Raw genomic sequence first — 23,817 nt, 5'->3', positions numbered from 1 at the left:
TATCACGTTATCCTTTCGCAAAGAGAGCTAACCTTTGGTTCGCAGTTTTCGGAAAAAATCAGTCAGGAGCGCTGCGCACTCCGCTTGCAGTACACCGCTCACCACCTCGGTACGATGATTGAAGCGTTCTTCCTGCAGCAGATTCATCAGCGTGCCGGCGCATCCGGCTTTCGGATCGGTCGTTCCGTATATCACTTGCGGGATCCGCGACTGCACAATGGCGCCCGCGCACATCGGGCAGGGCTCCAGCGTTACGTACAAGCGGCAATCGAGCAGCCGCCAGGCCTGCAGCGCTTCGCTGGCCTCACGAATGGCAATCATCTCGGCGTGAGCGGTCGGATCAAGCGTGGTTTCCCGCAGATTGTAGCCGCGGCCGATAATACGTCCGTCGCGGACGATGACAGCGCCGATCGGCACCTCGCGGACCGCTTCGGCTTTGCGAGCTTCGGCTATTGCTGCTTGCATCCAAAAATGATGTTCATCCACAGGGGACACCTCGCAAGAATATTTTTATCCACATGTGCATAAAGATAGAACAAGCATTCGTTGTTAACAACCTGTGGATAAGCATGTTGATAACTCGGATTGTTGTGGATACTTTGTTCATTTTAGGGACTGGAACTGGGGAAAGCAATATTTTTAGGAAAAAAATTCTGCAAAAGAGTCAAAAATATACGAAAAGTGCGAAATAACTCATTGAAATCATGCTCATCTGTAGGTATACTAAGGAGTACAATAGGTCTTTTTTACCAGCGGTTGGCGATAAAACTCACAACTTCATACTAGGTTCGACAATGGCAAACTTGCTGAAAGGCAAGGACGCAAAGCTGAGGGTCTAACGTTCCGCTGGAACTATGACAGCCTGGTTACCGAAAATCTACTCGATGTGTAGGTAATGGGCTGCTCTCGTTATGAGGGGTGGTCTATTTTTTTTTCGTTAACGGTGTGTGAAGTCTTGTAACCATATGACAAAAGGAAGTGGGATTCATGTTAATCAGAAAAATGTACGAAAGTGAGCCCTCTCAATTTTATGGAAGCAAGGAAGGCAGCGATGCCGCTGTATTAATTGACAGCAAAACCGTTTTGGAGAAAAAGGATTTCGTAGCTACCGGTATTCTGACGTATGCCCTTGGCGATATTATTGAGGTCGAGCTGCCGCAATATAATGTGTTCCATCTGGGCGACAAAGTGAAGCTGACCGTCTATACGAAATCGGGTCTTTTTGTATTTGAGTCGACCATCGTCGCCAAAGATAACGGTGCGCTGATCGTGATCAATCCGCCAGAGAATCGCAAGAAATTCACCGAAAAGCGGGATTTCCCCCGCATCGATATTACCCAGGGCGGGGTGCTTCACACCTTGCACGATACCATTCGCAGCCGCCGCCAGCGGCTGGAGAAGCCAATGGGCATTTCGATCAAGAATATCAGCATGAGCGGGATCGGTTTTACACTGGACAGCAATCTGCTGATTGAAAATCAGACGCGATTGGAAGTCGAGTTGAATCTCGGATTCAGCATGCCGTGCATTGCCGAGGTGGTACGCAAAGAAACGCTCGATTCAGGCCTGTATTACGGCGCCAAATACATTGAGGTACCGCGGGAGAAAACGAACGCGCTGCGGGCGTTTATCTTGAAGTCGCAGGTTGAAACGTATTTTGTGAGAAAACGCGAAGAGAGCCATATGAAAGCCGTCAGCAAGAAACCTGTCGCTAGCGAGTAGCGGCAGGTTTTTTTGTGAAAATAAAAGCGGGGCCGCGCCGTTGGATAAGTGACAATGGGTGCTGACTAATATATAATGTTCTAAGTGAAATTTGACAAAATTCAGAATCAAGGAGTTGTAAACATAAATGGGTCTGTCTTGCGGGATCGTCGGTTTGCCGAACGTAGGGAAATCGACACTGTTTAATGCGATTACACAAGCGGGGGCCGAATCGGCGAACTACCCGTTTTGCACCATCGATCCGAACGTAGGCGTCGTGGAGGTACCGGACGAAAGAATGCAGCGGCTGGCGGAGATCGTGGTGCCGAACCGGATCGTACCGACGGCTTTCGAATTTGTTGATATTGCGGGTCTGGTGAAGGGCGCGAGCAAGGGCGAGGGCTTGGGCAATAAATTCCTGGCTCACATTCGCGAGGTTGACGCCATTGTGCACGTGGTGCGCTGCTTTGAGGACGAGAACATCACTCACGTATCCGGCAAGGTTGATCCGATCGGCGATATTGAAACGATCAATCTGGAGTTGATTCTCGCCGATATCGATTCGGTAGAGAAACGGATCGACCGCTCGCGCAAAAATATGAAGGGCGGCGACAAGAAGTACGCGGCCGAGGTAGAGTGCCTGGAGCGCATCAAAGAGGCGCTGTACAACGACCAGCCGGCGCGCAGCGTGGAGCTGAGCGAGGACGAGCGCGCGCTCATTCGCGAGCTGCATTTGCTGACCATCAAGCCGATCCTGTATGCAGCCAACGTCCGCGAGGATGAGGTAGCCTCTGCCGAGGATAATCCGAACGTTAAAAAAGTGCGGGAATACGCGGCCAAGGAGGGCGCCGAGGTCGTGCCGATCAGCGCCAAGGTCGAAGCGGAAATCGCCGAGCTGGATGAGGAAGAAAAAGTGCTGTTCCTGGAGGAGCTGGGCTTGCAGGAATCCGGCTTGAACCGTCTGATCAAAGCGGCTTACCGGCTGCTCGGCTTGTACACGTATTTCACGGCCGGGGTGCAGGAAGTGCGGGCCTGGACGATCCGCAAAGGAACGAAGGCGCCGCAAGCAGCGGGCGTCATTCACTCCGATTTCGAACGCGGCTTCATTCGCGCCGAGGTGGTTTCGTACGGTGATCTGAATCAGGCGGGTTCGATGAATGCGGCCAAGGAGAAAGGCCAGCTGCGGCTGGAGGGTAAGGAATATGTGGTGCAGGACGGAGACGTCATGCATTTCCGTTTCAACGTTTAGATAGAATCGGGCTACAACGCGGGAAGCAGGAGCCGCTACGGGGGGACGGGCAGTGAACCTCTTGGGCGCAGGCACTGCTTTTTGCCGCGGTTGGCGATGCTGTTTGTATATAAAGGTAGTCTGGTGTGGAACCACTATAAAAAAGCAAGGGAGTGATCCGAAATGTTAGATCGACTTCAAGCGCTGGCGGATCGCTATGAGAAATTGAGCGAGCTGCTGTGCGATCCGGATGTAACGAGCGATACGAAAAAGCTGCGGGAGTATTCCAAGGAGCAGTCGGACCTGCAGGAAGCCTACGACGCTTATACGGAATACAAAAGCGTGTCAGAGCAGCTGGAAGCGGCCAAGCTGATGCAAAACGAAAAGCTGGACGAGGAAATGCGCGAGCTGGTCAAAATGGAGATTGAGGAGCTTGGCGAACGCTCGACGGAGCTGGAAGAAAAGCTGAAGGTGCTGATGATGCCCAAGGACCCGAATGACGACAAAAACGTCATCGTGGAAATTCGCGGCGCGGCGGGCGGCGATGAAGCGGCTTTGTTTGCCGCCGATCTGTACCGTATGTACACGCGTTATGCGGATGTTCAAGGCTGGAAAACGGAAGTGCTGGACGCCAACCTGAACGATCTGGGCGGCTTCAAGGAGATTATTTTCATGATTTCCGGCAAGGGCGCATTCAGCAAGCTGAAATTCGAGAGCGGCGCGCACCGCGTGCAGCGTATCCCGGTTACAGAGTCCGGCGGCCGTATTCATACGTCGACGTCGACGGTTGTCGTGATGCCGGAAGCAGAGGACATTGAAATTGAAATCAATGACGCCGATATTCGCGTAGATACGTTCTGTTCCAGCGGCGCGGGCGGCCAGTCGGTCAACACGACGAAATCGGCGGTGCGGGTGACGCACATTCCGACGGGGATTGTGGCGACGTGTCAGGACGGCAAATCGCAGAACTCGAACAAAGAGAAGGCGCTGCAGGTGCTGCGCGCGCGGATTTTTGACAAGATGCGCGAGGAAGAGGAAGCGAAGTACGCCGGCGAACGGAAAAGCAAGGTCGGCACGGGCGACCGCAGCGAGCGGATTCGTACGTACAACTTCCCGCAGAGCCGCATCACCGATCATCGGATCGGGCTGACGCTGCATCGGCTCGATACGGTGCTCAACGGCGACATGGACGAAATCGTGTCGGCGCTGACGCTGGCTGCGCAATCGGAGCTGCTGGAAAAAGGGGAGCAAGCGATCGGATGACGCAGGCCGGTTCGATTAGAGAAGCCTATGTGGAGGCTTCTTCTTTTTTGGCGGCGCGGGGCGTGGCGGATAGCGCGTCCTGCGCCGAGCTGCTGCTCCAGCATCTGCTGGGCTGGAGCCGGACGGAGCTCCTGTTGCGCTGGCAGGAGCCGCTAGACCCGGCGCTGGCGGACGCCTGGCGCCGCATGGTGGAACGAAAGGCCGCAGGCGAGCCGGTGCAATATATCATCGGCGAGCAGGAGTTTTACGGCCTTTCGTTCCAGGTGAACGGCGCGGTGCTGATTCCGCGCCCGGAGACCGAGCTCCTCGTGGAAGCGATGCTTCACGAGGGCTCGCGGCTGTTCCCGCAAGGCGCGCCGCTGCTTGCGGATATCGGCACCGGGAGCGGTGCGATCCCGGTGACGGCGGCGCACGCGCGCCCAAGCTGGCGCGTGTGCGCAAGCGACATCTCCGCCGCCGCGCTGGAGATGGCGAAGCTGAACGCGCAGCGCCACGGCGTGGCTGCGCGGATCGATTGGCTGGAGGGGGACCTGCTCCAGCCGTACCTGCAGCGCCGTCTCGCTCCGGATATACTGGTGTCGAATCCACCGTATATCCCGGAGAGCGACGTTCCGGCGCTGCAGCCCGAGGTGCGGCTGTATGAGCCGCACACAGCCTTGGCCGGCGGCCCGGACGGACTCGTCCTCTACCGCCGGCTGATCGCCGCGCTGCCGCTGCTGCCGAAGCTCCCGACACTGGTCGGGCTGGAGGTCGGCATCGGGCAAGCGGAAGCGGTGGCGGCGATGCTGCGCACCGCCGCCGAGTGGAGCGAGATCCGCTTCGTGCGGGATCTCGCCGGCATTGACCGGCACGTGATCGCTGTGCGCGAGCCGGAGTTGCGCTGACGGAGTCGCAGGAGCGCATCAAAGAGGCGCTGTACAACGACCAGCCGGCGCGCAGCGTGGCAGCCGCTAGCGCGGCAAGCGCTGTTCGGCGGCGAGTGGGACATGCGGTCCGTGCCGGGCGGCAGGCGGCCGGACAGTCTGCGGAGGACCCGTTGCGCCGTGGGATTGCAGGGGTATTCGTGCGCTGAGGTAGTGTAAGGCTCTCAACGGCGTTGGTAATTGGATTTCGCGTCGCGTCCGATTCGTCGGTGCAAGGTTGTAGCCGTTGCATTGTGGAGTTGCAGGGTATTCGCGCGCTGAGGCAGTGTAAGGCTCCAACTGCGCTGGTAATTGGATTGCGCGTCGCACCCGGTGCGTCGGTGCAAGGCTATCTGGCAAGCAGCTTCACCTGTGAGGGAGGCACAAAGGTTTGTTTGCCGTGGAAGTCCGCGCGTGGTCCTTCAGGCTGCTGGCGTCAGGCTCCACACAGCGCGGCTGGTCGCAGAGCCAAGCGGTCGGCTGCGGTGCGCATATCAGCGCCGGCACGGAGTGCGACTCCCGGAGCGCGGTGACGTCTGTACGGCGGCTGTCAGACCCGTGCGGTTTTTTTTGCCGCAACGACCTGGCGTACCCGGCCTATTCTATTTTTTTGAAATATTCATAGATTGCTAGGTTTATCCTCATCTCTTTCTGGTCATACTGATAGATACCAGAGTACGAGAGGGGCTATTCCAATGGTCAAACGTGAGCGTCGTCCATCTTTCCGTCATTTCTTTTTTGTAGCTTTTGCACTTATGGTGATGATGGCGTGTTGGGATGCCAACCGAACGAATGCGGCGGTCGTGACGCCGACGATTCCCAAAGAGTCGATCCGGCTGCGGATTCTCGCCAATTCGGACGCTCCGCAGGATCAGGCGCTCAAACGCGAAATTCGCGATGCGATTGTGGCGCGCATGCAGGATTGGGTGACCGGCCCGCATACGATAGAAGAGGCGCGGGCTGTGGTGCAGGCGCATTTGCCGGAGTTTGACGAGCTGGTGGGCCGCATGATCGCGGAGCGCGGCTACCGCTATTCGCATACGGTGGAGCTGGGCGTAGTTCCGTTCCCGACCAAAATGTACGGCGACGAGGTGTATCCGGCCGGCGACTACGAGGCGCTGCGGGTGATCATTGGTGAGGGCCAGGGTCAAAATTGGTGGTGCGTGCTGTTCCCGCCGCTGTGCTTCGTGGATTCGGTGTCCGGCGAAGCGGTTGCGGCCGAGCCGGCGGCTTCGAAGGCAGAGGGCCAAGGCAAAAGCCAAAGCGCTTCGGCAAAAGCTTCCGGCACGGACAAGGCAGCCCACGCTGACGGGGGCAAAGCCGGTGCTGCAGGCAAAGCGAAAGCCGATCAGGCCGATGCTTCGGGCGACGGCGCTGCGAGCGGAAACGACAAGCCGGAAGTACGATTTTTCTTATGGGATATGCTGCAAAAAGTAATCGGCTGGTTCAGCTAAAAGGTTCGAACCGTCCGATCGGATGAGGATGGATCGCAACGTGACAATCTATTGGGATATGACTACTGCCGTCTCGGATCAGGAGCTGACCGAGGCGGCTTCGCTGCTCCAAAGCGGCGAGACGGTTGCTTTTCCGACCGAAACGGTATACGGGCTGGGCGCGGATGCGGGCAGCGATCAGGCGGTGCGGGGGATTTTTGCCGCCAAAGGGCGGCCCTCGGACAATCCGCTGATTGTCCATATTGCCGATCTCGCGCAGCTGGAGGCGCTGGTTGCGCCGGGCGCGATGAGCGAGGGGCATCGGCAGCTGATGGCCGCGTTCTGGCCGGGGCCGTTGACGCTGGTGCTGCCGGTGCGTGAGGGCAGCGTGTCGCCGCTCGTGACGGCCGGCCTTCCGACGGTGGGCGTGCGCATGCCCGATCACCCGCTGGCGCTGCGGCTGCTGCGTGCGGCCGGTTGCCCGGTTGCTGCGCCTAGCGCCAACCGCTCGGGGCGGCCGAGTCCGACGACGGCCGCGCATGTGCGTGCCGATCTCGACGGCCGCATCGGGGGGCTGCTCGACGGCGGCGCGACCGGCGTCGGCGTGGAATCCACGGTGGTGGAGCGGGTCGGGGACGACTGGTTCGTCCTCCGCCCCGGCGGGGTCACCGTGGATGCGCTGCGCCGCGCGTTGCCGGGCGCGGCGGTGCATGAGCCGGCGCGCGGCAGCGACGCCGAGCCGGTCGAGGCGCCGCGCGCGCCCGGCATGAAGTACGCGCACTATGCGCCGCAAGGCCGCATGCGACTCGTTCAGGGCGATGTCCCTGAACAGGTAGCGGCCTGGATCCAGCGCGAGCTGGATGTCGCCGCCGCTCGCGGCGAAACGGTCGGCGTGCTCACCTATGCGGAGCACGCCGACCTGTACCGCGCAGACTGCGTGCAAGTCTGCGGCAGCCTTGCTGAGCCCGCGAGCATTGCGCGCGGGCTGTATGTGGCGCTGCGCCGCTTTGATGAAGCGGGCATCGCCCAAATCTGGGCCGAGGCCTGCCCGGAAACGGGCCTCGGCCTCGCCATCATGAACCGCCTGCGCAAAGCGGCGGCTCATGATGTCGTCCGGTTGTAGGCAGCACGGCCAACCGGACAACCGCCGCACGCTGCGCCTTGCCGCACATGCGCCATCCCTGGCTGCCAGAGATACGGCCGCTCAATCTATAGCACACATGTGTCATTCTCTGGCTGTGTGGGGACATCCACCATCGCTGCGCCTTGCCGCACATGCGCCATCCCTGGCCGCCAGAGCAGGCCGCGCAATACCCATATGCTGTCACTCTCCGGCTGTCTGGGCCAACCGCCGCCGCTGCGCCCCGGACACTGGCCTGTCGCCAAGTGGTCCCGGCGCATGTCCCTCTCGTTTACAGACGGTTTTTTTTGCTCGCTGCCATTCGCTTTTTTTGCAGGATCGACTTTGCCTCGCCCCCACCGCCGAACCCGTCGTCTTGTCGAGCCTTTGTCCCACCCGCTAGCATGTTTGTCCGGTTGTCCGCATATCTTGGGTACAAGAAAACGTGGACAAAGGGGCTGACGGCGGAAATGTGGCATTCGTCTTTGGAGTGGGGGCAGCTGTTGACCATTCTGATTATGGCGGTGGCGTTGGGCTTGGACGCTTTCTCGCTGGGCATCGGCATGGGCATGAAGGGCATCCGTCTGCTTGATATTCTCAAGATCAGCGTCGTCATTGCGCTTTTTCATATCGTGATGCCCTTGATCGGCATGTTTACGGGCCATTATGTCGGCTCCTTGCTGGGCAATGTCGCTTCGGGGGCGGGCGGTTGCCTGTTGATTTTGCTCGGCGCGCATATGGTCTACAGCTCGTTAAAAGGGGAGGAAGCCGCTTCCTTCGATCACCGCACCATCTGGGGGCTGCTGGTGTTTGCGCTGAGCGTCAGCGTAGATTCGTTTTCGGTTGGCGTATCGCTGGGCATGTTCGCTTCGGATATCGCCCTGACCGTGCTGGCGTTCGGCGCCGTGGGCGGGCTGATGTCGGTAGCCGGATTGCTGGTCGGCCGGCGTGTCGGCAGTTGGGTCGGCGAATACGGCGAAGCGTTCGGCGGGTTGATTTTGCTGGCGTTTGGGATAAAATTTCTGCTGTGATACAATAAGACGGAAGAATATAACCAAGTTTCATGGCTGGCGTAACGCCGGACAAGGAGGGATTTCATGCTGCGCATTCTTTTTGTCTGCACGGGCAACACGTGCCGCAGTCCTTTGGCGGAAGGTCTTTTGCGCATTAAGCTGCAACAAGAGGGGCTGGCGGCTGAGGTTCGCTCGGCCGGAGTATCCGCCGCCCACGGCGGACCGATTTCGCGGAACAGCGAGACGCTGCTGCGCGAGGCCGGATTCTCGGAGAGACTGACTTCCAGAGGTATTGGCGAGGAAGATGTGCGTTGGGCGGACGTGATTCTGACGATGACGTTCGGACACAAGCGGGCGCTGGTGCAGCGGTTCCCGGGGGCAGTTGAAAAAAGCTATACGTTAAAAGAGTACGTAGAGGACGATCCGCAGGTGCTCGAAGCCATCGCCGAGCGCGAGCGGCTGACCAGTGAGCTGCATGTGAAGCGGGCGCTCGCCCAGTCGGTGACGGCTGAGGAGCAAAGCCGTATTTTGCTGCTGGAAGGGCGTATTCCCGACTACGACATTTCCGATCCGTTCGGCGGTTCCCTGGAGACGTACCGGGAGACGAAGGCCGAGATCGAACAAAGTCTCGACAAGCTGGTTCGCAAGCTGCGCATGCTGTAAGAGGGTGAGGAAGAGGCCGGCAAGCGTTTGCGGTAGGCGGTTGCTATCTGGCACCGGCGTTATGTCTGGCGCAAGAATGCGCTCGCGCAGGCGGAACGCCGGAGCCTTCCTCTCTTTTCATCTGCGGAAGTCTCTTTACAGTCTGCAGGGAATGCGATAAAATAGAGCTAATGAACAAGACTCGGTGTAACTGGCGACGAGTGGGCGCAACCACAATGGAGCATCGGGGCATACGGCCGGTCGCCTGGGCAAAAGAGCAACGCGCTGCGAGCGCGATCTGCTCTTTTTTTCGTTGCTCGGTGGCTTTGGGGTATACTAGGGTCGATAACCAACTGGTAAAGGAGCGTTGCACGATGAAAATTGCTATGGGCGCAGATCACGCCGGCTACCGCTTGAAGGATGTCATTATTCCATTTATTGAGTCGTTGGGCCATCAGGTCGAGGATTTGGGCTGCCATTGCGGGGATTCGGTCGATTATCCCGACTATGCGCTGGCGGTTTGCGAGAAGGTGACGGCTGGCGAAGCGGACAAGGGGATTTTGATTTGCGGCACGGGCATCGGCATGACGATTGCCGCCAACAAGGTTCCGGGTATCCGCTGCGCCTTGGTGCACGACCTGTTCTCTGCCAAAGCCACCCGCGAGCACAATGACTCGAACGTACTGGCGATGGGCGAACGTGTGATCGGTCCCGGCGTTGCGCAGGAGATCGTGAGCATTTGGCTGGGGACGGAATTCAGCGAAGGCCCGCGCCACCAGAACCGGGTCGGCAAAATCAAGGAACTCGAAGACCGCTTCACGCTTCATCCGTAACGAGCGGAGGCGCCGGCTATGAGCAAAGCGCTGGAACAGACGGTAGAGGAGATTGGCGAAGCGGTAGAAATCAACTTGCGCGAGCTGGTGCGGGCCGGTAATTTGCGGTCGGGCCAGCTGTTGGTGATCGGAACGAGCACAAGCGAGATCATCGGGGAGCGGATCGGTACGTCCGGCACGCTGGATGCGGCAGCGCCGATCTTCGCGGCAGCGCGGAAGGTCGCCGGTGAGCACGGGCTGCATCTGGCGTTCCAATGCTGCGAGCATTTGAACCGCGCGCTGGTTGTGGAGGAAGAGACGCTGCAGCTGTTCGGGCTGGAGCCGGTATCGGTCATCCCGGTACCCAAAGCGGGCGGCGCGATGGCGGCTTATGCGTATCGGCATTTTGCGCAGCCGGCGGTAGTCGAAGCCGTGCAAGCGCAGGCGGGAATGGATATCGGCAGCACGCTGATCGGCATGCATCTGAAGCGGGTAGCCGTCCCTGTACGCCCGCCGGTGCGGGACATCGGCCATGCGCGTGTCACGATGGCGTTTGCCCGGCCCAAGCTGGTCGGCGGCGCGAGAGCGGTGTATACAGAGGAAGAGGCGGCCCGAAAGTACGGAACGGCTTCGGAGAACGCCGATTGTTGAATCAAAGACCTTGCAGCATAACTATAATGGATCAATTGGGGAGGAACCAACGATGACACAGTTTTTGAGCAAGCAGGACCCGAAAATTGTAGAAGCCATGAACCTGGAGCTCGGCCGTCAACGCGACAAAATCGAGCTGATCGCTTCCGAGAACATTGTCAGCCAAGCCGTGCTGGAAGCTATGGGTACTGTGCTGACCAACAAATATGCAGAAGGCTATCCGGGCAAAAGATATTACGGCGGCTGCGAATATGTCGATATCGTGGAAGATATCGCTCGCGACCGCGCGAAGGAGCTATTCGGCGCTGAGCACGCCAACGTGCAGCCGCATTCCGGCGCGCAAGCGAACATGGCCGTCTATCTGGCGGCGTTGAATCCTGGCGATACGGTGCTGGGCATGAACCTGGCGCACGGCGGTCACTTGACGCACGGCAGCCCGGTGAACGCTTCCGGCCTTCTTTACAACTTCGTTGCTTACGGCGTAAGCGAAAAAGATTTCCGCATCGATTACGAAGAAGTGCGCAAGCTCGCTTTTAAACATAAGCCTCGTATGCTCGTCGCCGGTGCCAGTGCGTACCCGCGCACGATCGATTTTGAAGCTCTCGCTTCCATTGCTAACGATGTAGGCGCGCTGTTCATGGTTGATATGGCGCATATCGCCGGTCTGGTGGCTGCCGGTCTGCATCCGAATCCGGTTCCGCATGCTCATTTCGTGACGACGACGACGCACAAAACGCTTCGCGGTCCGCGCGGCGGCATGATTTTGACTCGCAAAGCTTGGGCGGCAGCGATTGATAAAGCCGTATTCCCTGGCTCCCAAGGCGGTCCTTTGATGCACACGATCGCGGCTAAAGCCGTTTCCTTCGGCGAAGCGCTGCAGCCTGAATTCAAGTCCTACGCGCAAAACGTGGTAAACAACGCGCAAGTTCTGGCGTCCGCTCTGCAAGCCGAAGGCATCAACCTGGTGTCCGGCGGTACGGACAATCACCTGATGCTGGTGGATCTGCGCAGCCTGAACATCACCGGCAAGGATGCCGAGCACGTGTTGGACGAAGTGGGCATTACCGCGAACAAAAACGCGATTCCTTTCGACCCGACCAGTCCTTTTATCACGAGCGGTGTTCGTCTGGGTACGCCTGCGGTGACTTCCCGCGGCATGGGTGAAGAAGCGATGAAGACGATTGCGCAAGTGATCGCACTGACGCTCAAAAATCCGAAGGACGAAGCGGCGCTGGAGCGCGCTCGCGGCATGGTGAAGGATCTGACGGCGCAATACCCGCTGTATCCGGGCCTGTCTTACTAGGTGTAAGTGATCGGCTGATTTGACATAGCTCTTTATACAAGCAAGGGATTGATCAGGACTTCTGTTCAATCCCTTTTTTGCGAGGTTTATCGACTTTTTCTTCGTTTTACAGGGAAGTCAACTTGGATAACATATGATATAATGGACAAGGCTTGTTTCGGTAAGGCAGGTTGATTTTGCCAAGTCCATGAGGGGGAATCATGATGGGGAAAGTATTTATCTGCGATCATCCGTTAATCCAGCATAAGTTGACTTACATCCGGGATGAGCATACGAAAACGAAGGATTTCCGGGAGCTTGTCGATGAAGTGGCGACGCTTATGGCGTATGAGATTACCCGGGATATTCCTCTTACGCATACAACGGTGAAGACGCCGGTCACAACTGCCGATTGCCGCATTATTTCCGGCCGGATGCTCGGCTTGATTCCGATTCTGCGTGCCGGTCTGGGCATGGTTGACGGTGTGTTGAAGCTGATTCCTGCGGCTAAGGTCGGCCATATCGGGCTGTATCGCGACCCGGAGACGCTGCAGCCGGTGGAATATTATGTGAAGCTGCCGACGGATGTGCAGGAGCGGGAGCTGATTGTGATTGATCCGATGCTGGCTACTGGCGGCTCGGCCAATGCCGCGATTGATGTGCTCAAGCGCCGGGGCTGTCAGCAAATCAAGCTGATGTGTCTGATCGCTGCGCCCGAGGGCATCAAGGCGGTGCAGGAAGCGCATCCGAATGTCGATATTTATGTGGCGGCTGTTGACGATTATTTGAATGATCACGGCTATATTGTGCCTGGGCTCGGCGATGCCGGCGACCGGCTGTTCGGTACGAAATAAAGAGAGGGCAGGAACTCCATGAAACGCTTGAAGGTAATTACGATTTTTGGCACAAGACCCGAAGCTATTAAGATGGCTCCGCTGATTCTGGAGCTGCAGAAGCATCCCGAGCAGATTGAATCGCTCGTATGCGTAACGGCGCAGCACCGGCAGATGCTGGACCAGGTGCTCGATATTTTTCAAATCAAACCCGACTTTGATCTGAATGTCATGAAGGACCGTCAGACGTTAAATGAAATTACGATCCGCGTGCTGCAGGGTCTGGAGCCGGTGTTCCGCGAAGCCCAGCCCGATTTGATTCTGGTGCATGGCGATACGCTGACTACGTTTGTCGCCAGCTATGCGGCATTCCTGCAGCAGATTCAGGTCGGCCATGTCGAAGCGGGCCTGCGCACCTGGAACAAGCTGTCGCCCTATCCGGAGGAAATGAACCGTCAGCTCACGGGCGTGTTGTCCGATCTGCATTTTGCGCCGACGGACTGGTCGGCTGCCAATCTGCGCAAGGAGAACAAGTCGGAGCCGCAGATTTACGTTACGGGCAATACAGTAACGGACGTGTTTCAATATACGATTCGCGAGGATTTCAATCATCCGCTGCTCGATTGGGCGGCAGGACGCCGCCTGATTCTGATGACGGCGCACCGACGCGAGGCGCAGGGCGAGCCGCATCGTCAGATTTTCCGCGCTGTGCGCCGCATCGCCGACGAATTCGAAGACATCGCGATTGTGTATCCGGTGCATTTGAGTCCGGCGGTTCGCGAGCCGGCTTATGAAATTCTCGGCGATCACCCGCGCATCAAGCTGGTCGATCCACTGGACGTATTCGAGCTGCACAACTTCTATCCGCATGCGCACATGATTCTGACCGACTCCGGCGGTTTGCAGGAGGAAGCGCCTTCGTTTGGCGTGCCGGTGCTCGTGCTGCGCGACACGACGGAGCGGCCTGAAGGCATCGAAGCGGGAACACTGGAGCTGGTCGGCACGGACGAGGAAGCGGTGTATACAAGAACGCGCGCGCTGCTGTCGGACGAGCAGTTGTATGCCCGGATGAGCCAATCGGCGAACCCTTACGGCGACGGTCAAGCCTCGCAACGGATCGTGCAGGCGATTCTCCATCACTTTGGTCGCTCCCCGGAACGCCCGGTGCCGTTTCATCCGTGACAAAATCATGACAAACGCTACAGCGTACAGTTCTACTGTTCGGTTTGCGAATCGGGAAACCCTTGAGCCGTAAGGGTTTAAGGCGTTCCCGGCGAGCGAACGTTTCATGCGACTTCAATTGACAAACCTTGCATCGCTTCGATACAATAAATGAGGATTCTTAGGAGGGTACCGATGAAAGAGCCAAATCCCAAGGATAATCCGTGGCGTGCCGCAGCTTTGACCAGTGCGATCGGCGTCGATCTTGTTGTGTGCTTGCTGGCTGGCTATTATTTTGGCGACTGGCTGAGTCACACGCTGGGCGGGACGTTTTGGGTGCTGGGCGGGTTCCTGCTCGGGCTTGCAGCCTCGATCGTCAGTATCTACTTCATGATTAAGCAGTACGGAGGGCTATAATGGATGATTTTTCAGCCCATCTGAAAACGGTTCAAAATGTGTTTCTCTTCTTCTTGTCTTTTTGTTTGGTAGCGTGGGCTTTGCTGGTTGATTACAGACCTTACTCGGCCGGATTGATGTTGGGTTCCATCGTCAGCATGATCAATGCAAGGTTTCTGGCCTGGAAAGTGACCCGGTTTGCCGATGCCGTCATCGAAAAGACTCCCCGTAAAGGCAGTTTGGGCTTTCTCACCAGAGCGGCAATCGCGGCCCTGGCAGCCATCGTTGCGGTCCGGTATCCGCAGCATATTGCGCTTTCCACCACAATTGCCGGATACTTTTTCGCTCAATTGGCAACAATCGTATTGGGTATTCTTTCTATTAGAAAGTCCAAGAAGTAATTCCATCTGTTGAAAGGGGTGAAAATGGAAAACATGGAACATCATGCACCAGGGTATGAATTGTTCGGGATTCATCTGGACCTGGCTGCGCTGCTGATGATCGGCATTACCAGCATCATCGTGCTGATTCTTGCGATTTCGGGAGCCAGAAAGATTTCAGTTGCAACTCCGTCCAAGCTGCAGAACTTCATGGAATGGACTGTTGAGTTCGTTGAAGGCATTATCGGCAGCACAATCGGCTCCAAGCACGGCAAAGGATTCATCGCATTGGGCCTTACGCTCATCATGTACATTTTTGTCGGCAATATGCTTGGGCTTCCTTTCTCCGTTGTGACGGAAGACCACGTGGCTTGGTGGAAATCGCCAACGGCCGATATCGCTGTAACCGGAGCGCTGACGGTCATCGTCATTTTCCTCAGCCATTACTTGGGGATTACGCGCAACACGAAGCATTATTTCGCACATTACTTTGAGTATAAAGGCGCAATGCTGATCCTTCATTTGATTGAAGTGGTCTCGAAGCCGCTGACACTCGCTTTCCGTCTATACGGTAACATTTACGCCGGTGAAATTATGATTTCTGTCATTTTGGGAGCAGGCTGGTATGGATTTGCGCCACTCGCTGTTTGGCAGGGCTTCAGTGTGTTCGTAGGCGCGATTCAGGCCTTCGTCTTCACGATGCTGACAATGGTTTATATCTCGCAAACCCTCGTTCACGAGGAAGAGCACTAAGCAGCAAGACTTACCTCGGGTAGTCTCGAGTCAATTCCAATAAAACTCATTTAATTTAAGGAGGATTTTCTCAATGGGAGTAATGGCATTAGTAGCAGCAGCAATCGTATTTGGTCTAGGGGCACTTGGTGCAGGTATCGGTAACGGTCTGATCGTAGGCCGCGCTCTCGAAGGTATTTCCCGTCAGCCTGAGCTGCGCGGTACGCTGCAAACAACAATGTTTATCGGTGTTGGTCTCGTAGAAGCAATGCCAGTCGTTGCACTGGTACTCGCGTTCATTTTCTACGGCCAGGCTTAATAAATCGTCCGGCGCGGAGGACTTATAGCCTCCACGCCTTCGTTTTGCCTACGTTAACAGAAGGGAGTGACGTTACTTGCATATCGAATGGTCCACGTTTTTTATACAGATCGTATCGTTTTTGATTCTGTACGCATTGCTGCAAAAGTTTGCGTTCGGCCCGCTGTTCGGCATTATGGAAAAACGCAGACAGCTGGTGAAGGATCAAATCAACAATGCGGAAGCAAGCCGCAAGCAAGCCGAACAACTGTTAGAGGAGCAGAAGCAAGCTCTTCAACAAGCTCGTAAGGAAGCTTACGACATTATCGAGCAAGCGAAACAAACGAGCTCCAAACAGGCGGAAGAAATCATTCAGGCTGCTCGTGCAGAAGCCGGCCGTCAAAAAGAAGAAGCGCTCAAAGATATCGAGAGCGAGAAAAACAAAGCTGTCGCTGCGCTGCGCAGCCAGGTTGGCGCGATGTCCGTCCTGATTGCTTCGAAAATTATCGAGAAACAAATCGATGAGAAGTCGCAGGAAGAGCTCGTTCAGCACTACCTCAAAGAGGTAGGAGGCAACGTATGAGTGACATCGTCGTAGCGAAGCGTTATGCCCGCGCTCTTTTTGAAGTGGCCCAGGAGCGGAACATCGTTTCCCAGGTCGAAGAAGAGCTGAAATCTGTCGTAAGTGCGATTAGGGACAATGCGGATTTGCAGAAGTTCCTGAATCATCCGAGCATCGGCGCATCCGTCAAAACGGATCTGCTGAAGCAGATTTTTGAAGGCAAAGTAGCCGAGCCGGTGTGGAACACGCTGCGGATTCTGATCGATAGAGGACGGGAAGCCATCATTCAAGCGTTGGTTACCGATTACGAAAAAATTGCGAACGAAGCTTTGGGCCAAGCCACAGCTACGGTGTACACACCAACTGCGCTGTCGGACGCCCAACTAGCGGATATCGCCGCGCATTTCAGCAAAATTACCGGAAAGACGATTCGCACGAGTGTTGTCATTGAGCCGAGCCTTTTGGGCGGCATTCAAGTGCGCATCGGCGACCGTTTGTACGACGGAAGCTTGGCAGGCCGTTTGAACCGTCTCGCCAAATCGTTAAATCAAGCTCAAGCATTGTAAGAATAGGGGTGAGGTTCGTTGAGTATCAGACCTGAAGAAATCAGCACGCTGATTAAACAGCAAATTGAGAACTATAAATCCGATATGCAAGTCGTGGACGTAGGTACGGTTATCCAGGTTGGTGACGGTATCGCACGCGCGCACGGTTTGGAGAACGTTATGTCCGGCGAGCTGTTGGAATTCTCCAACGGCGTTGTAGGCATGGCGCTTAACCTCGAAGAAAACAACGTCGGTATCGTTATTTTGGGACCTTACACGGACATCGTGGAAGGCGACCAAGTGAAACGTACGGGCCGCATCATGGAAGTGCCTGTAGGCGAAGAGCTGCTCGGCCGCGTCGTGAACTCGCTCGGTCAGCCGCTTGACGGCAAGGGTCCAATCAACACAACGAAGTTCCGTCCTGTGGAATCTCCAGCTCCGGGCGTTATGGCCCGTAAATCCGTTCATGAGCCGATGCAAACAGGCATCAAAGCGATTGACGCGATGATTCCGGTTGGCCGCGGACAACGGGAATTGATCATTGGCGACCGTCAAACCGGTAAAACGGCCATTGCGATCGACACGATCATCAACCAAAAAGGCAATGGCGTGAAATGTATCTACGTCGCTATCGGCCAAAAACAATCCACCGTTGCACTCGTAACGGAAACGCTCCGCCGCAACGGCGCGCTGGACTACACGATCATCGTGACGGCCAGTGCTTCTGAGCCGGCTCCGCTCCTGTTCCTGGCTCCATACGCAGGCTGCGCAATGGGCGAATACTTCATGTACAAAGGCGAGCATGTGCTCGTGATCTATGATGACCTTTCCAAACAAGCGGCTGCATACCGCGAGCTGTCGCTCTTGCTCCGCCGTCCTCCAGGTCGGGAAGCTTATCCGGGCGACGTCTTCTACCTGCATTCCCGTTTGCTGGAACGCGCAGCGAAACTGAACGATTCGCTGGGCGGCGGCTCCCTGACGGCTCTGCCTTTCATCGAGACGCAAGCGAGCGACGTGTCGGCTTACATTCCGACGAACGTTATCTCCATTACCGACGGACAGATCTTCCTGGAGTCCGACTTGTTCAACTCCGGTCAACGTCCTGCCGTTAACGTCGGTATCTCCGTATCCCGCGTAGGCGGTGCGGCGCAAATTAAAGCGATGAAAAAGGTTGCCGGTACGCTCCGTCTGGATCTGGCCCAATACCGTGAGCTCGCAGCGTTTGCCCAGTTCGGCTCCGATCTGGACAAATCGACGCAAGCCCGTCTGAACCGCGGTCGTCGTACCCTGGAAATCCTGAAGCAAGGCGTAAACGAGCCACTGCCTGTTGAAAAACAAGTCGTGAGCATTTACACCGCTGTTAAAGGTCACCTGGACGACGTTGCTGTGGAAGACATCACGCGCTTTGAGAAAGAATTCCTGAGCTTCGTGGACACGAACAGCCCGGAAATCTACGCAAGCATCCGTGATACAAAGGACCTGACAGCCGACAACGAAAAAGCACTGACTGAAGCCGTCAACAAGTTTAAAAAAGGCTTTGCCGCATCGGTGTAACCTTGACTGATTTCCGCATATGCGGCGGCGGGAGCTTCGAGCTGGTCTTGCGCTCCTGCCGTTGCGGCGGATTTTTCATAAGAAACGTGTATGCTTTCTAAGAAAGCTTTTCTCACGAAAAGCTCGGCTTATGCTTACGAAGAAAGCTTTGCTAACGCAAAGCTCTGAGGTGGTGAAACAGTTGGCCAAAGGAATGCGCGAAATTAAGCGCCAAATCAAGAGTACGCAAAACACGAAGCAGATCACGAAAGCGTTCGAGATGATCGCCGCGTCGAATCTGCGGAAGGCACAGGAGAAAGCGGAAGCTTCCCGTCCCTACGCAGACAAGATGAAAGAAGTGATTGCCAGCATCGCGGCAGGCAGCAAGAACATCAAACACCCGATGCTGCAATCCCGCGAGATCAAAAGAACGGCGTACCTCGTGATCACGTCCGACCGCGGTCTGGCCGGGGGCTACAACTCCAACCTGCTGCGGAAGGTGCTCGGTACGATCAATGCGAAGCATAAATCGACCGCCGAGTACGGAATTTTCGTCATCGGCCGTAAAGGCAGAGATTTCTTCCGCAAACGGAATCTTCCGATTGTCGAGGAAGTGACGAATATCGGCGACGCTCCAAGTTTTGCAGATATCAAAAGTATCGCTGCGTCGGCCGTCAAAAACTTTGAGAACGGCACGTACGACGAGCTGTATCTGGTATACAACCAGTTCAACAACGCCATTTCGCAAACGCCGGTGGAAAAACGCCTGCTTCCGCTCGAAGAGGTAACAGCCACGGCGCAAACGACCAGCTATGAATATGAGCCGTCGGCGGAAGGGGTGCTTGAGGTTCTGCTTCCTAAGTACGCGGAGACGCTGATTTACAGCGCCTTGCTTGAAGGCAAGGCCAGCGAGTTCGGCGCCCGTATGACCGCAATGGGCAGCGCAACGAAAAATGCCACGAAGATGATCAATGCTTATACCTTGGCATACAACCGCGCGCGTCAAGCATCCATTACGCAAGAAATTTCCGAGATCGTTGCCGGCGCGAACGCACAAGGCTAAACGACTGGCGCAGCAAGCTTTTTAATAGGAGGGACAAACATGAGCAAAGGACGCGTTGTGTCCGTTACAGGACCGGTTGTCGACATCGAGTTCGACCGTGGACAACTGCCTGATATTTTGAATGCGATCAAAATTGAAAAGAAAGCCGAGTCCCCAACCGAACGCGACATCAACCTGACGGTTGAAGCTGCCGTTCACTTGGGTGACAACCTCGTGCGCTGCGTAGCAATGTCGACGACGGACGGTCTGGTTCGCGGCGTTGAAGCCGTTGATACCGGAGCTCCGATCAGCGTACCTGTAGGCGCGCCTACACTGGGCCGCGTATTTAACGTATTGGGCGAGCCCATCGACGGCGACAGCAATGTGGACCGCACGGTACTCAACCCGATTCACCGCACGGCACCTACCTTCGACGAGTTGACGACGCAAGCCGAGATTCTGGAAACCGGCATCAAGGTTATCGACCTGCTGGCTCCTTACGCCAAAGGCGGTAAAATCGGTCTGTTCGGCGGCGCGGGCGTAGGTAAAACCGTTACCATTCAAGAGCTGATCAACAACATCGCGCAAGAGCACGGCGGTATCTCCGTATTCGCGGGTGTAGGCGAGAGAACGCGTGAAGGTAACGACTTGTACCACGAGATGAAAGACTCCGGCGTTATCAACAAAACGGCGATGGTATTCGGACAAATGAACGAGCCGCCAGGCGCGCGTCTTCGCGTAGCTTTGACAGGTCTGACAATGGCCGAGTATTTCCGTGACGAAGAAGGCAGAGACGTTCTGCTGTTCATCGACAACATCTTCCGCTTTACCCAAGCCGGTTCCGAAGTATCCGCCCTCCTCGGCCGGATGCCTTCCGCGGTAGGTTACCAGCCGACGCTGGCCACCGAAATGGGTCAATTGCAAGAACGGATTACATCGACGAAAAAAGGCTCCGTTACGTCCATTCAGGCGATCTACGTGCCTGCGGATGACTACACGGACCCGGCGCCGGCAACAGCGTTTGCCCACTTGGACGCAACAACCAACTTGGAGCGTAAAATCGCCGAAAAAGGGATTTTCCCTGCGGTGGACCCGCTGGCTTCCAGCTCGCGGATTCTGACGCCTGCGGTTGTCGGCCAAGAGCATTACGACGTAGCTCAAGGCGTAAAAAGAATTCTTCAGCGCTATAAAGAGCTTCAAGATATCATTGCGATTCTCGGTATGGATGAGCTGTCCGATGACGACAAACTGACGGTACAACGCGCGAGAAAGATTGAGGTTTTCTTGTCCCAGCCTTTCCACGTTGCCGAGCAGTTTACGAGCATCAAAGGCAAATACGTGCCGATCAAAGAAACCGTGCGCAGCTTCAAGGAAATTCTGGAAGGCAAGCATGATAACCTGCCGGAGTCCGCGTTCCGTTATGTTGGAGCGATCGAAGAAGCGGTCGAGCAAGCGAAAAACCTGTAAGACGATCGGCAAGCCAAGCTTGTCTGAGCGAACGCATAGGGGGAATGGAACGTGAGCACTTTCCTTTTGGAAATTGTAACTCCGGAACGCAAAGTGTACGCCCAGAACGTTCGTATGATTATCGCTAAGGGTACTGAAGGGGAACTGGGTATTCTCCCCAATCACATCCCGCTCGTAACGCCTTTGCGGATTGCGCCTCTGACGATCAAGCTGGAGAACGGCCAAACGGAAGTTGTGGCTGTCAACGGCGGATTCATGGAAGTGCGCAAGGACAAAGTGGTTATTTTGGCGGAAAGTGCCGAATTACCCGGAGATATCGATATTGAGCGGGCCCGGTCTGCGAAGGAACGCGCTGAAAAGCGTTTGTCCGCGAGCGGTCTGGATCTGGATCAACTTCGCGCTGAACACGCCCTGCAAAGAGCGCTCAGCCGGATTGAAGTATACGGTAGAAAATAGCAGCAGTGGAGAAGAACCGCCCAAGGGGATGCCTTTGGCCGGTTCTTTTTGCTTAAAGGCGCATAAATGCCGGGAAATATGGAAAAAGTACACGTCAGGAACATGCGTGATACAGGCGACTGGAGGGGGCCAGAATTAGTCATCGACGCCAAAACCCCTTTTTGCTATAATTGTATAGGTGATTATTACCAAATTTGAAGAATCGCAAATGAAAACTAGGAGAGCATGGAGGCGGTTACATTCAGATGATGTACACGAACAATTATGTTATCGTTGCGATTTTCCTGGGGTTGGGCATTTTTCTGCCCATTGCGGCGCTTACGATCGGTAAGTTTCTGCGTCCCAGCAAGCCGGTCGAAGAGAAATACACGACGTACGAGAGCGGCAATGAACCCGTCGGGGAAGGACAAATTCGTTTCAACATCCGGTATTACCTCTTTGCGCTGATGTTTGTCATTTTCGATGTAGAGACCGTCTTTTTGTACCCGTGGGCGGTTGCGTACAAACAGCTGGGCCTGTTTGCGCTTGTGGAAATGTGTATTTTTGTAGCCTTGCTTGCCATAGGATTACTATACGCTTGGAAAAAGAAGGTGCTGCAATGGACTTCAATCTAAATTCAATTTCACCCGAAGAACGAGAAGAGCTGAACCGCAATGTGTTTATGACAACGCTGGAGCAGATCAAAGCCTGGGCGCGAAGCAATTCGCTTTGGCCGTTGACCTTTGGTTTGGCCTGCTGTGCCATCGAGATGATGGGCACGGGCGGTTCTCACTATGATCTTGACCGTTTTGGAGTCATCTTCCGGACGTCGCCGCGGCAATCGGATGTCATGATTGTAGCCGGAACCGTTACGAAAAAGATGGCTCCTTTGCTGCGCCGTCTGTACGAGCAAATGCCGGAGCCCAAATGGGTAATTGCAATGGGCTCGTGCGCTACGGCCGGTGGCCCGTACGTCAAATCGTATTCCGTTGTGAAGGGCGTCGATCAGGTTGTGCCTGTGGACGTCTATATTCCCGGCTGCCCGCCGAATCCGGCGGCGCTAATCTACGGCATCAACAAGCTTCAGGAGAAGATTCGCTATGAGGCGAAGACCGGGAAGCGGGTGACGAACGTATGAGCGACGAGCAAAAGAAGGACGGCCAGCCGGATGACGTGAAGGCGGACGTAGGGGCGACGAAGCCGCTGGAGGAAGCGGCAGCGGAGGTTGGCCATGTGACGCCGGAGGCGCAGGTGAGCGAGACGCCGCTGAGCGAGAAGACGCAGGCGGCGGTCGATCAGGCCGCAGCGAATCAAGCGGCGAGCCCGGACGCGCAGACGACGAGCGAGCCGAGCGACGCCCCGGCGGCGGAGATCGCCGATGGCGCAGCGGCGCAAGGCGGCGAGAGCGCGCCGGAAGCGGCAGCGCCGGCATCGAGCGGCGACGCGGACGAGGCGGCGAAAGCGCGCGCCGAGGCCCGCGCAGCGAGAGCGGCGGCCCGCGCGGCGGCGCAAGGCGGCGGCGAGAGCGCGCCGGAGGCGGCAACGCCGGCAGCGAGCGGCGACGCGGACGAGGCGGCGAAGGCGCGCGCCGAGGCCCGCGCAGCGAGAGCGGCGGCCCGCGCGGCGGCGCAAGGCGGCGGCGAGAGCGCGCCGGAGGCGGCAACGCCGGCAGCGAGCGGCGACGCGGACGAGGCGGCGAAAGCGCGCGCCGAGGCCCGCGCAGCGAGAGCGGCAGCCCGCGCGGCGGCGCAAGGCGGCGGCGAGAGCGCGCCGGAGGCGGCAACGCCGGCAGCGAGCGGCGACGCGGACGAGGCGGCGAAGGCGCGCGCCGAGGCCCGCGCAGCGAGAGCGGCAGCCCGCGCAGGCGCGAAGGCGGCCGACGAGGACGCAGCGCCGAAGGAGCCGTCGCCGAACCAGCCGCTGCTGGACCGGCTGGTGGCGCTCGTCAAAGAGAGCGCCGGCGAAGCGGCCATCACGGAAGCCTATATCAACGAGCGCGACGGGCATTTGCCGTATATCGTCGTGCATTCCGACTATTGGCTCCAGACCGCGGAATTGCTGCGGGATCACGAGGAGCTGCAATGTACATATTTGCGCAACCTGTCCGGCGTCGACCAAGAGACGCATCTGGAGGTTGCTTACCACTTGCTGTCCATGACGCACAACCGCAATTACTGCGTGAAGGTCAAGACCGACCGCGAGCAGCCGTCCATCCCATCGGTGACGCCGATCTGGGACACGGCCAACTGGAATGAGCGCGAGGTGTATGACCTGCTTGGCATTGATTTTCCGGGCCATCCGGATTTACGAAGAATTATGATGCCTGACGATTGGGTTGGTCATCCGCTGCGCAAAGACTACGAACCGCTTGACCCGGAGGTGTAGC

The 23,817-nt window shown here is 56.8% G+C and carries 27 protein-coding genes and 2 riboswitches; of the genes, 26 read left to right on the top strand and 1 reads right to left on the bottom strand.

Annotation, left to right across the window (positions count from 1 at the left end; all coding sequences use genetic code 11):
* Window positions 1-27: 27 nt before the first annotated feature.
* Window positions 28-486, bottom strand: a complete 459-nt coding sequence (gene tadA / locus B5M42_RS19075) for a tRNA adenosine(34) deaminase TadA (protein ID WP_407946132.1) — start codon at window positions 484-486, stop codon at window positions 28-30.
* A 300-nt stretch (window positions 487-786) separates the two neighbouring features.
* Window positions 787-874, top strand: a riboswitch (cyclic di-GMP riboswitch).
* A gap of 113 nt (window positions 875-987) precedes the next feature.
* On the opposite strand from tadA, the gene B5M42_RS19070 reads away from it, so the two are divergent.
* From B5M42_RS19070 to B5M42_RS18945, 26 genes are all read left to right on the top strand, one after another.
* On the top strand, window positions 988-1,722 hold the full coding sequence (locus B5M42_RS19070; protein ID WP_230633011.1) for a flagellar brake protein: 735 nt from the start codon (window positions 988-990) through the stop codon (window positions 1,720-1,722).
* 127 nt (window positions 1,723-1,849) lie between these two features.
* Window positions 1,850-2,950 carry a redox-regulated ATPase YchF gene (gene ychF, locus B5M42_RS19065; protein ID WP_134751588.1) on the top strand — a complete coding sequence of 367 codons (1,101 nt, stop codon included), beginning with the start codon at window positions 1,850-1,852 and terminating at the stop codon, window positions 2,948-2,950.
* Window positions 2,951-3,112: 162 nt separating this feature from the next.
* Entirely contained in the window at window positions 3,113-4,192 is a 1,080-nt protein-coding gene (gene prfA / locus B5M42_RS19060) for a peptide chain release factor 1 (protein ID WP_134751590.1), read from the top strand.
* Window positions 4,189-5,076 (top strand): peptide chain release factor N(5)-glutamine methyltransferase, encoded by an 888-nt coding sequence (gene prmC, locus B5M42_RS19055; protein WP_134751592.1) that lies wholly within the window; start codon window positions 4,189-4,191, stop codon window positions 5,074-5,076. The genes prfA and prmC overlap by 4 nt, the downstream gene beginning before the upstream one ends.
* A gap of 713 nt (window positions 5,077-5,789) precedes the next feature.
* Complete coding sequence (spoIIR, locus tag B5M42_RS19050; protein ID WP_134751594.1) at window positions 5,790-6,548, top strand: stage II sporulation protein R; 759 nt, start codon at window positions 5,790-5,792, stop codon at window positions 6,546-6,548.
* A gap of 28 nt (window positions 6,549-6,576) precedes the next feature.
* On the top strand, window positions 6,577-7,650 hold the full coding sequence (locus tag B5M42_RS19045; protein ID WP_134751596.1) for an L-threonylcarbamoyladenylate synthase: 1,074 nt from the start codon (window positions 6,577-6,579) through the stop codon (window positions 7,648-7,650).
* Window positions 7,651-8,117: 467 nt separating this feature from the next.
* The gene (locus B5M42_RS19040; protein ID WP_134751598.1) at window positions 8,118-8,678 is read left to right on the top strand and encodes a manganese efflux pump MntP; all 561 of its coding nucleotides are present in this window, start codon (window positions 8,118-8,120) and stop codon (window positions 8,676-8,678) included.
* Between the two features lie 66 nt (window positions 8,679-8,744).
* Window positions 8,745-9,323, top strand: a complete 579-nt coding sequence (locus B5M42_RS19035) for a low molecular weight protein arginine phosphatase (protein WP_134751600.1) — start codon at window positions 8,745-8,747, stop codon at window positions 9,321-9,323.
* 176 nt (window positions 9,324-9,499) lie between these two features.
* A riboswitch (ZMP/ZTP riboswitch) is annotated at window positions 9,500-9,580 on the top strand.
* 96 nt (window positions 9,581-9,676) lie between these two features.
* On the top strand, window positions 9,677-10,135 hold the full coding sequence (gene rpiB / locus B5M42_RS19030; RefSeq protein ID WP_134751603.1) for a ribose 5-phosphate isomerase B: 459 nt from the start codon (window positions 9,677-9,679) through the stop codon (window positions 10,133-10,135).
* An 18-nt stretch (window positions 10,136-10,153) separates the two neighbouring features.
* Window positions 10,154-10,765, top strand: a complete 612-nt coding sequence (locus B5M42_RS19025; protein ID WP_134751605.1) for a TIGR01440 family protein — start codon at window positions 10,154-10,156, stop codon at window positions 10,763-10,765.
* Window positions 10,766-10,817: 52 nt separating this feature from the next.
* Complete coding sequence (locus B5M42_RS19020) at window positions 10,818-12,068, top strand: serine hydroxymethyltransferase (RefSeq protein ID WP_134751608.1); 1,251 nt, start codon at window positions 10,818-10,820, stop codon at window positions 12,066-12,068.
* Between the two features lie 203 nt (window positions 12,069-12,271).
* The gene (upp, locus tag B5M42_RS19015; protein ID WP_134751874.1) at window positions 12,272-12,901 is read left to right on the top strand and encodes a uracil phosphoribosyltransferase; all 630 of its coding nucleotides are present in this window, start codon (window positions 12,272-12,274) and stop codon (window positions 12,899-12,901) included.
* 18 nt (window positions 12,902-12,919) lie between these two features.
* Window positions 12,920-14,062, top strand: a complete 1,143-nt coding sequence (gene wecB / locus B5M42_RS19010) for a non-hydrolyzing UDP-N-acetylglucosamine 2-epimerase (RefSeq protein ID WP_134751610.1) — start codon at window positions 12,920-12,922, stop codon at window positions 14,060-14,062.
* A 174-nt stretch (window positions 14,063-14,236) separates the two neighbouring features.
* A complete protein-coding gene (locus tag B5M42_RS19005; protein ID WP_134751612.1) occupies window positions 14,237-14,458 on the top strand; it encodes an AtpZ/AtpI family protein in 222 nt (73 codons plus the stop codon).
* Complete coding sequence (locus tag B5M42_RS19000; protein ID WP_134751615.1) at window positions 14,458-14,838, top strand: ATP synthase subunit I; 381 nt, start codon at window positions 14,458-14,460, stop codon at window positions 14,836-14,838. The genes B5M42_RS19005 and B5M42_RS19000 overlap by 1 nt, the downstream gene beginning before the upstream one ends.
* A gap of 33 nt (window positions 14,839-14,871) precedes the next feature.
* Window positions 14,872-15,570, top strand: a complete 699-nt coding sequence (gene atpB, locus B5M42_RS18995) for a F0F1 ATP synthase subunit A (protein ID WP_134751617.1) — start codon at window positions 14,872-14,874, stop codon at window positions 15,568-15,570.
* A 73-nt stretch (window positions 15,571-15,643) separates the two neighbouring features.
* Window positions 15,644-15,868 carry a F0F1 ATP synthase subunit C gene (gene atpE, locus B5M42_RS18990; RefSeq protein WP_134751620.1) on the top strand — a complete coding sequence of 75 codons (225 nt, stop codon included), beginning with the start codon at window positions 15,644-15,646 and terminating at the stop codon, window positions 15,866-15,868.
* 76 nt (window positions 15,869-15,944) lie between these two features.
* On the top strand, window positions 15,945-16,430 hold the full coding sequence (gene atpF / locus B5M42_RS18985; RefSeq protein ID WP_134751622.1) for a F0F1 ATP synthase subunit B: 486 nt from the start codon (window positions 15,945-15,947) through the stop codon (window positions 16,428-16,430).
* Complete coding sequence (locus B5M42_RS18980; protein ID WP_134751625.1) at window positions 16,427-16,975, top strand: F0F1 ATP synthase subunit delta; 549 nt, start codon at window positions 16,427-16,429, stop codon at window positions 16,973-16,975. Before atpF ends, B5M42_RS18980 begins: the two co-directional genes overlap by 4 nt.
* 18 nt (window positions 16,976-16,993) lie before the next feature.
* A complete protein-coding gene (gene atpA / locus B5M42_RS18975) occupies window positions 16,994-18,508 on the top strand; it encodes a F0F1 ATP synthase subunit alpha (RefSeq protein WP_134751627.1) in 1,515 nt (504 codons plus the stop codon).
* Window positions 18,509-18,689: 181 nt separating this feature from the next.
* On the top strand, window positions 18,690-19,550 hold the full coding sequence (gene atpG, locus B5M42_RS18970; protein WP_134751629.1) for an ATP synthase F1 subunit gamma: 861 nt from the start codon (window positions 18,690-18,692) through the stop codon (window positions 19,548-19,550).
* A gap of 39 nt (window positions 19,551-19,589) precedes the next feature.
* Window positions 19,590-20,996: a F0F1 ATP synthase subunit beta gene (gene atpD, locus B5M42_RS18965; RefSeq protein WP_134751632.1), complete on the top strand. Its 1,407-nt coding sequence runs from the start codon at window positions 19,590-19,592 to the stop codon at window positions 20,994-20,996.
* Window positions 20,997-21,047: 51 nt separating this feature from the next.
* A complete protein-coding gene (locus B5M42_RS18960) occupies window positions 21,048-21,452 on the top strand; it encodes a F0F1 ATP synthase subunit epsilon (protein ID WP_134751635.1) in 405 nt (134 codons plus the stop codon).
* Window positions 21,453-21,700: 248 nt separating this feature from the next.
* Window positions 21,701-22,066 (top strand): NADH-quinone oxidoreductase subunit A, encoded by a 366-nt coding sequence (locus tag B5M42_RS18955; RefSeq protein ID WP_134751876.1) that lies wholly within the window; start codon window positions 21,701-21,703, stop codon window positions 22,064-22,066.
* Window positions 22,051-22,569, top strand: a complete 519-nt coding sequence (locus B5M42_RS18950; protein WP_134751638.1) for a NuoB/complex I 20 kDa subunit family protein — start codon at window positions 22,051-22,053, stop codon at window positions 22,567-22,569. Before B5M42_RS18955 ends, B5M42_RS18950 begins: the two co-directional genes overlap by 16 nt.
* Window positions 22,566-23,816: an NADH-quinone oxidoreductase subunit C gene (locus tag B5M42_RS18945; protein WP_230633009.1), complete on the top strand. Its 1,251-nt coding sequence runs from the start codon at window positions 22,566-22,568 to the stop codon at window positions 23,814-23,816. Before B5M42_RS18950 ends, B5M42_RS18945 begins: the two co-directional genes overlap by 4 nt.
* Window position 23,817 lies beyond the last annotated feature (1 nt).

The sequence above is a fragment of the Paenibacillus athensensis genome (assembly GCF_004514475.2).
Lineage (GTDB): Bacteria > Bacillota > Bacilli > Paenibacillales > NBRC-103111 > Paenibacillus_AL > Paenibacillus_AL athensensis.
Note: the sequence above shows the minus strand (reverse complement) of the source record. Positions and strands in the feature narration are given on the sequence as shown.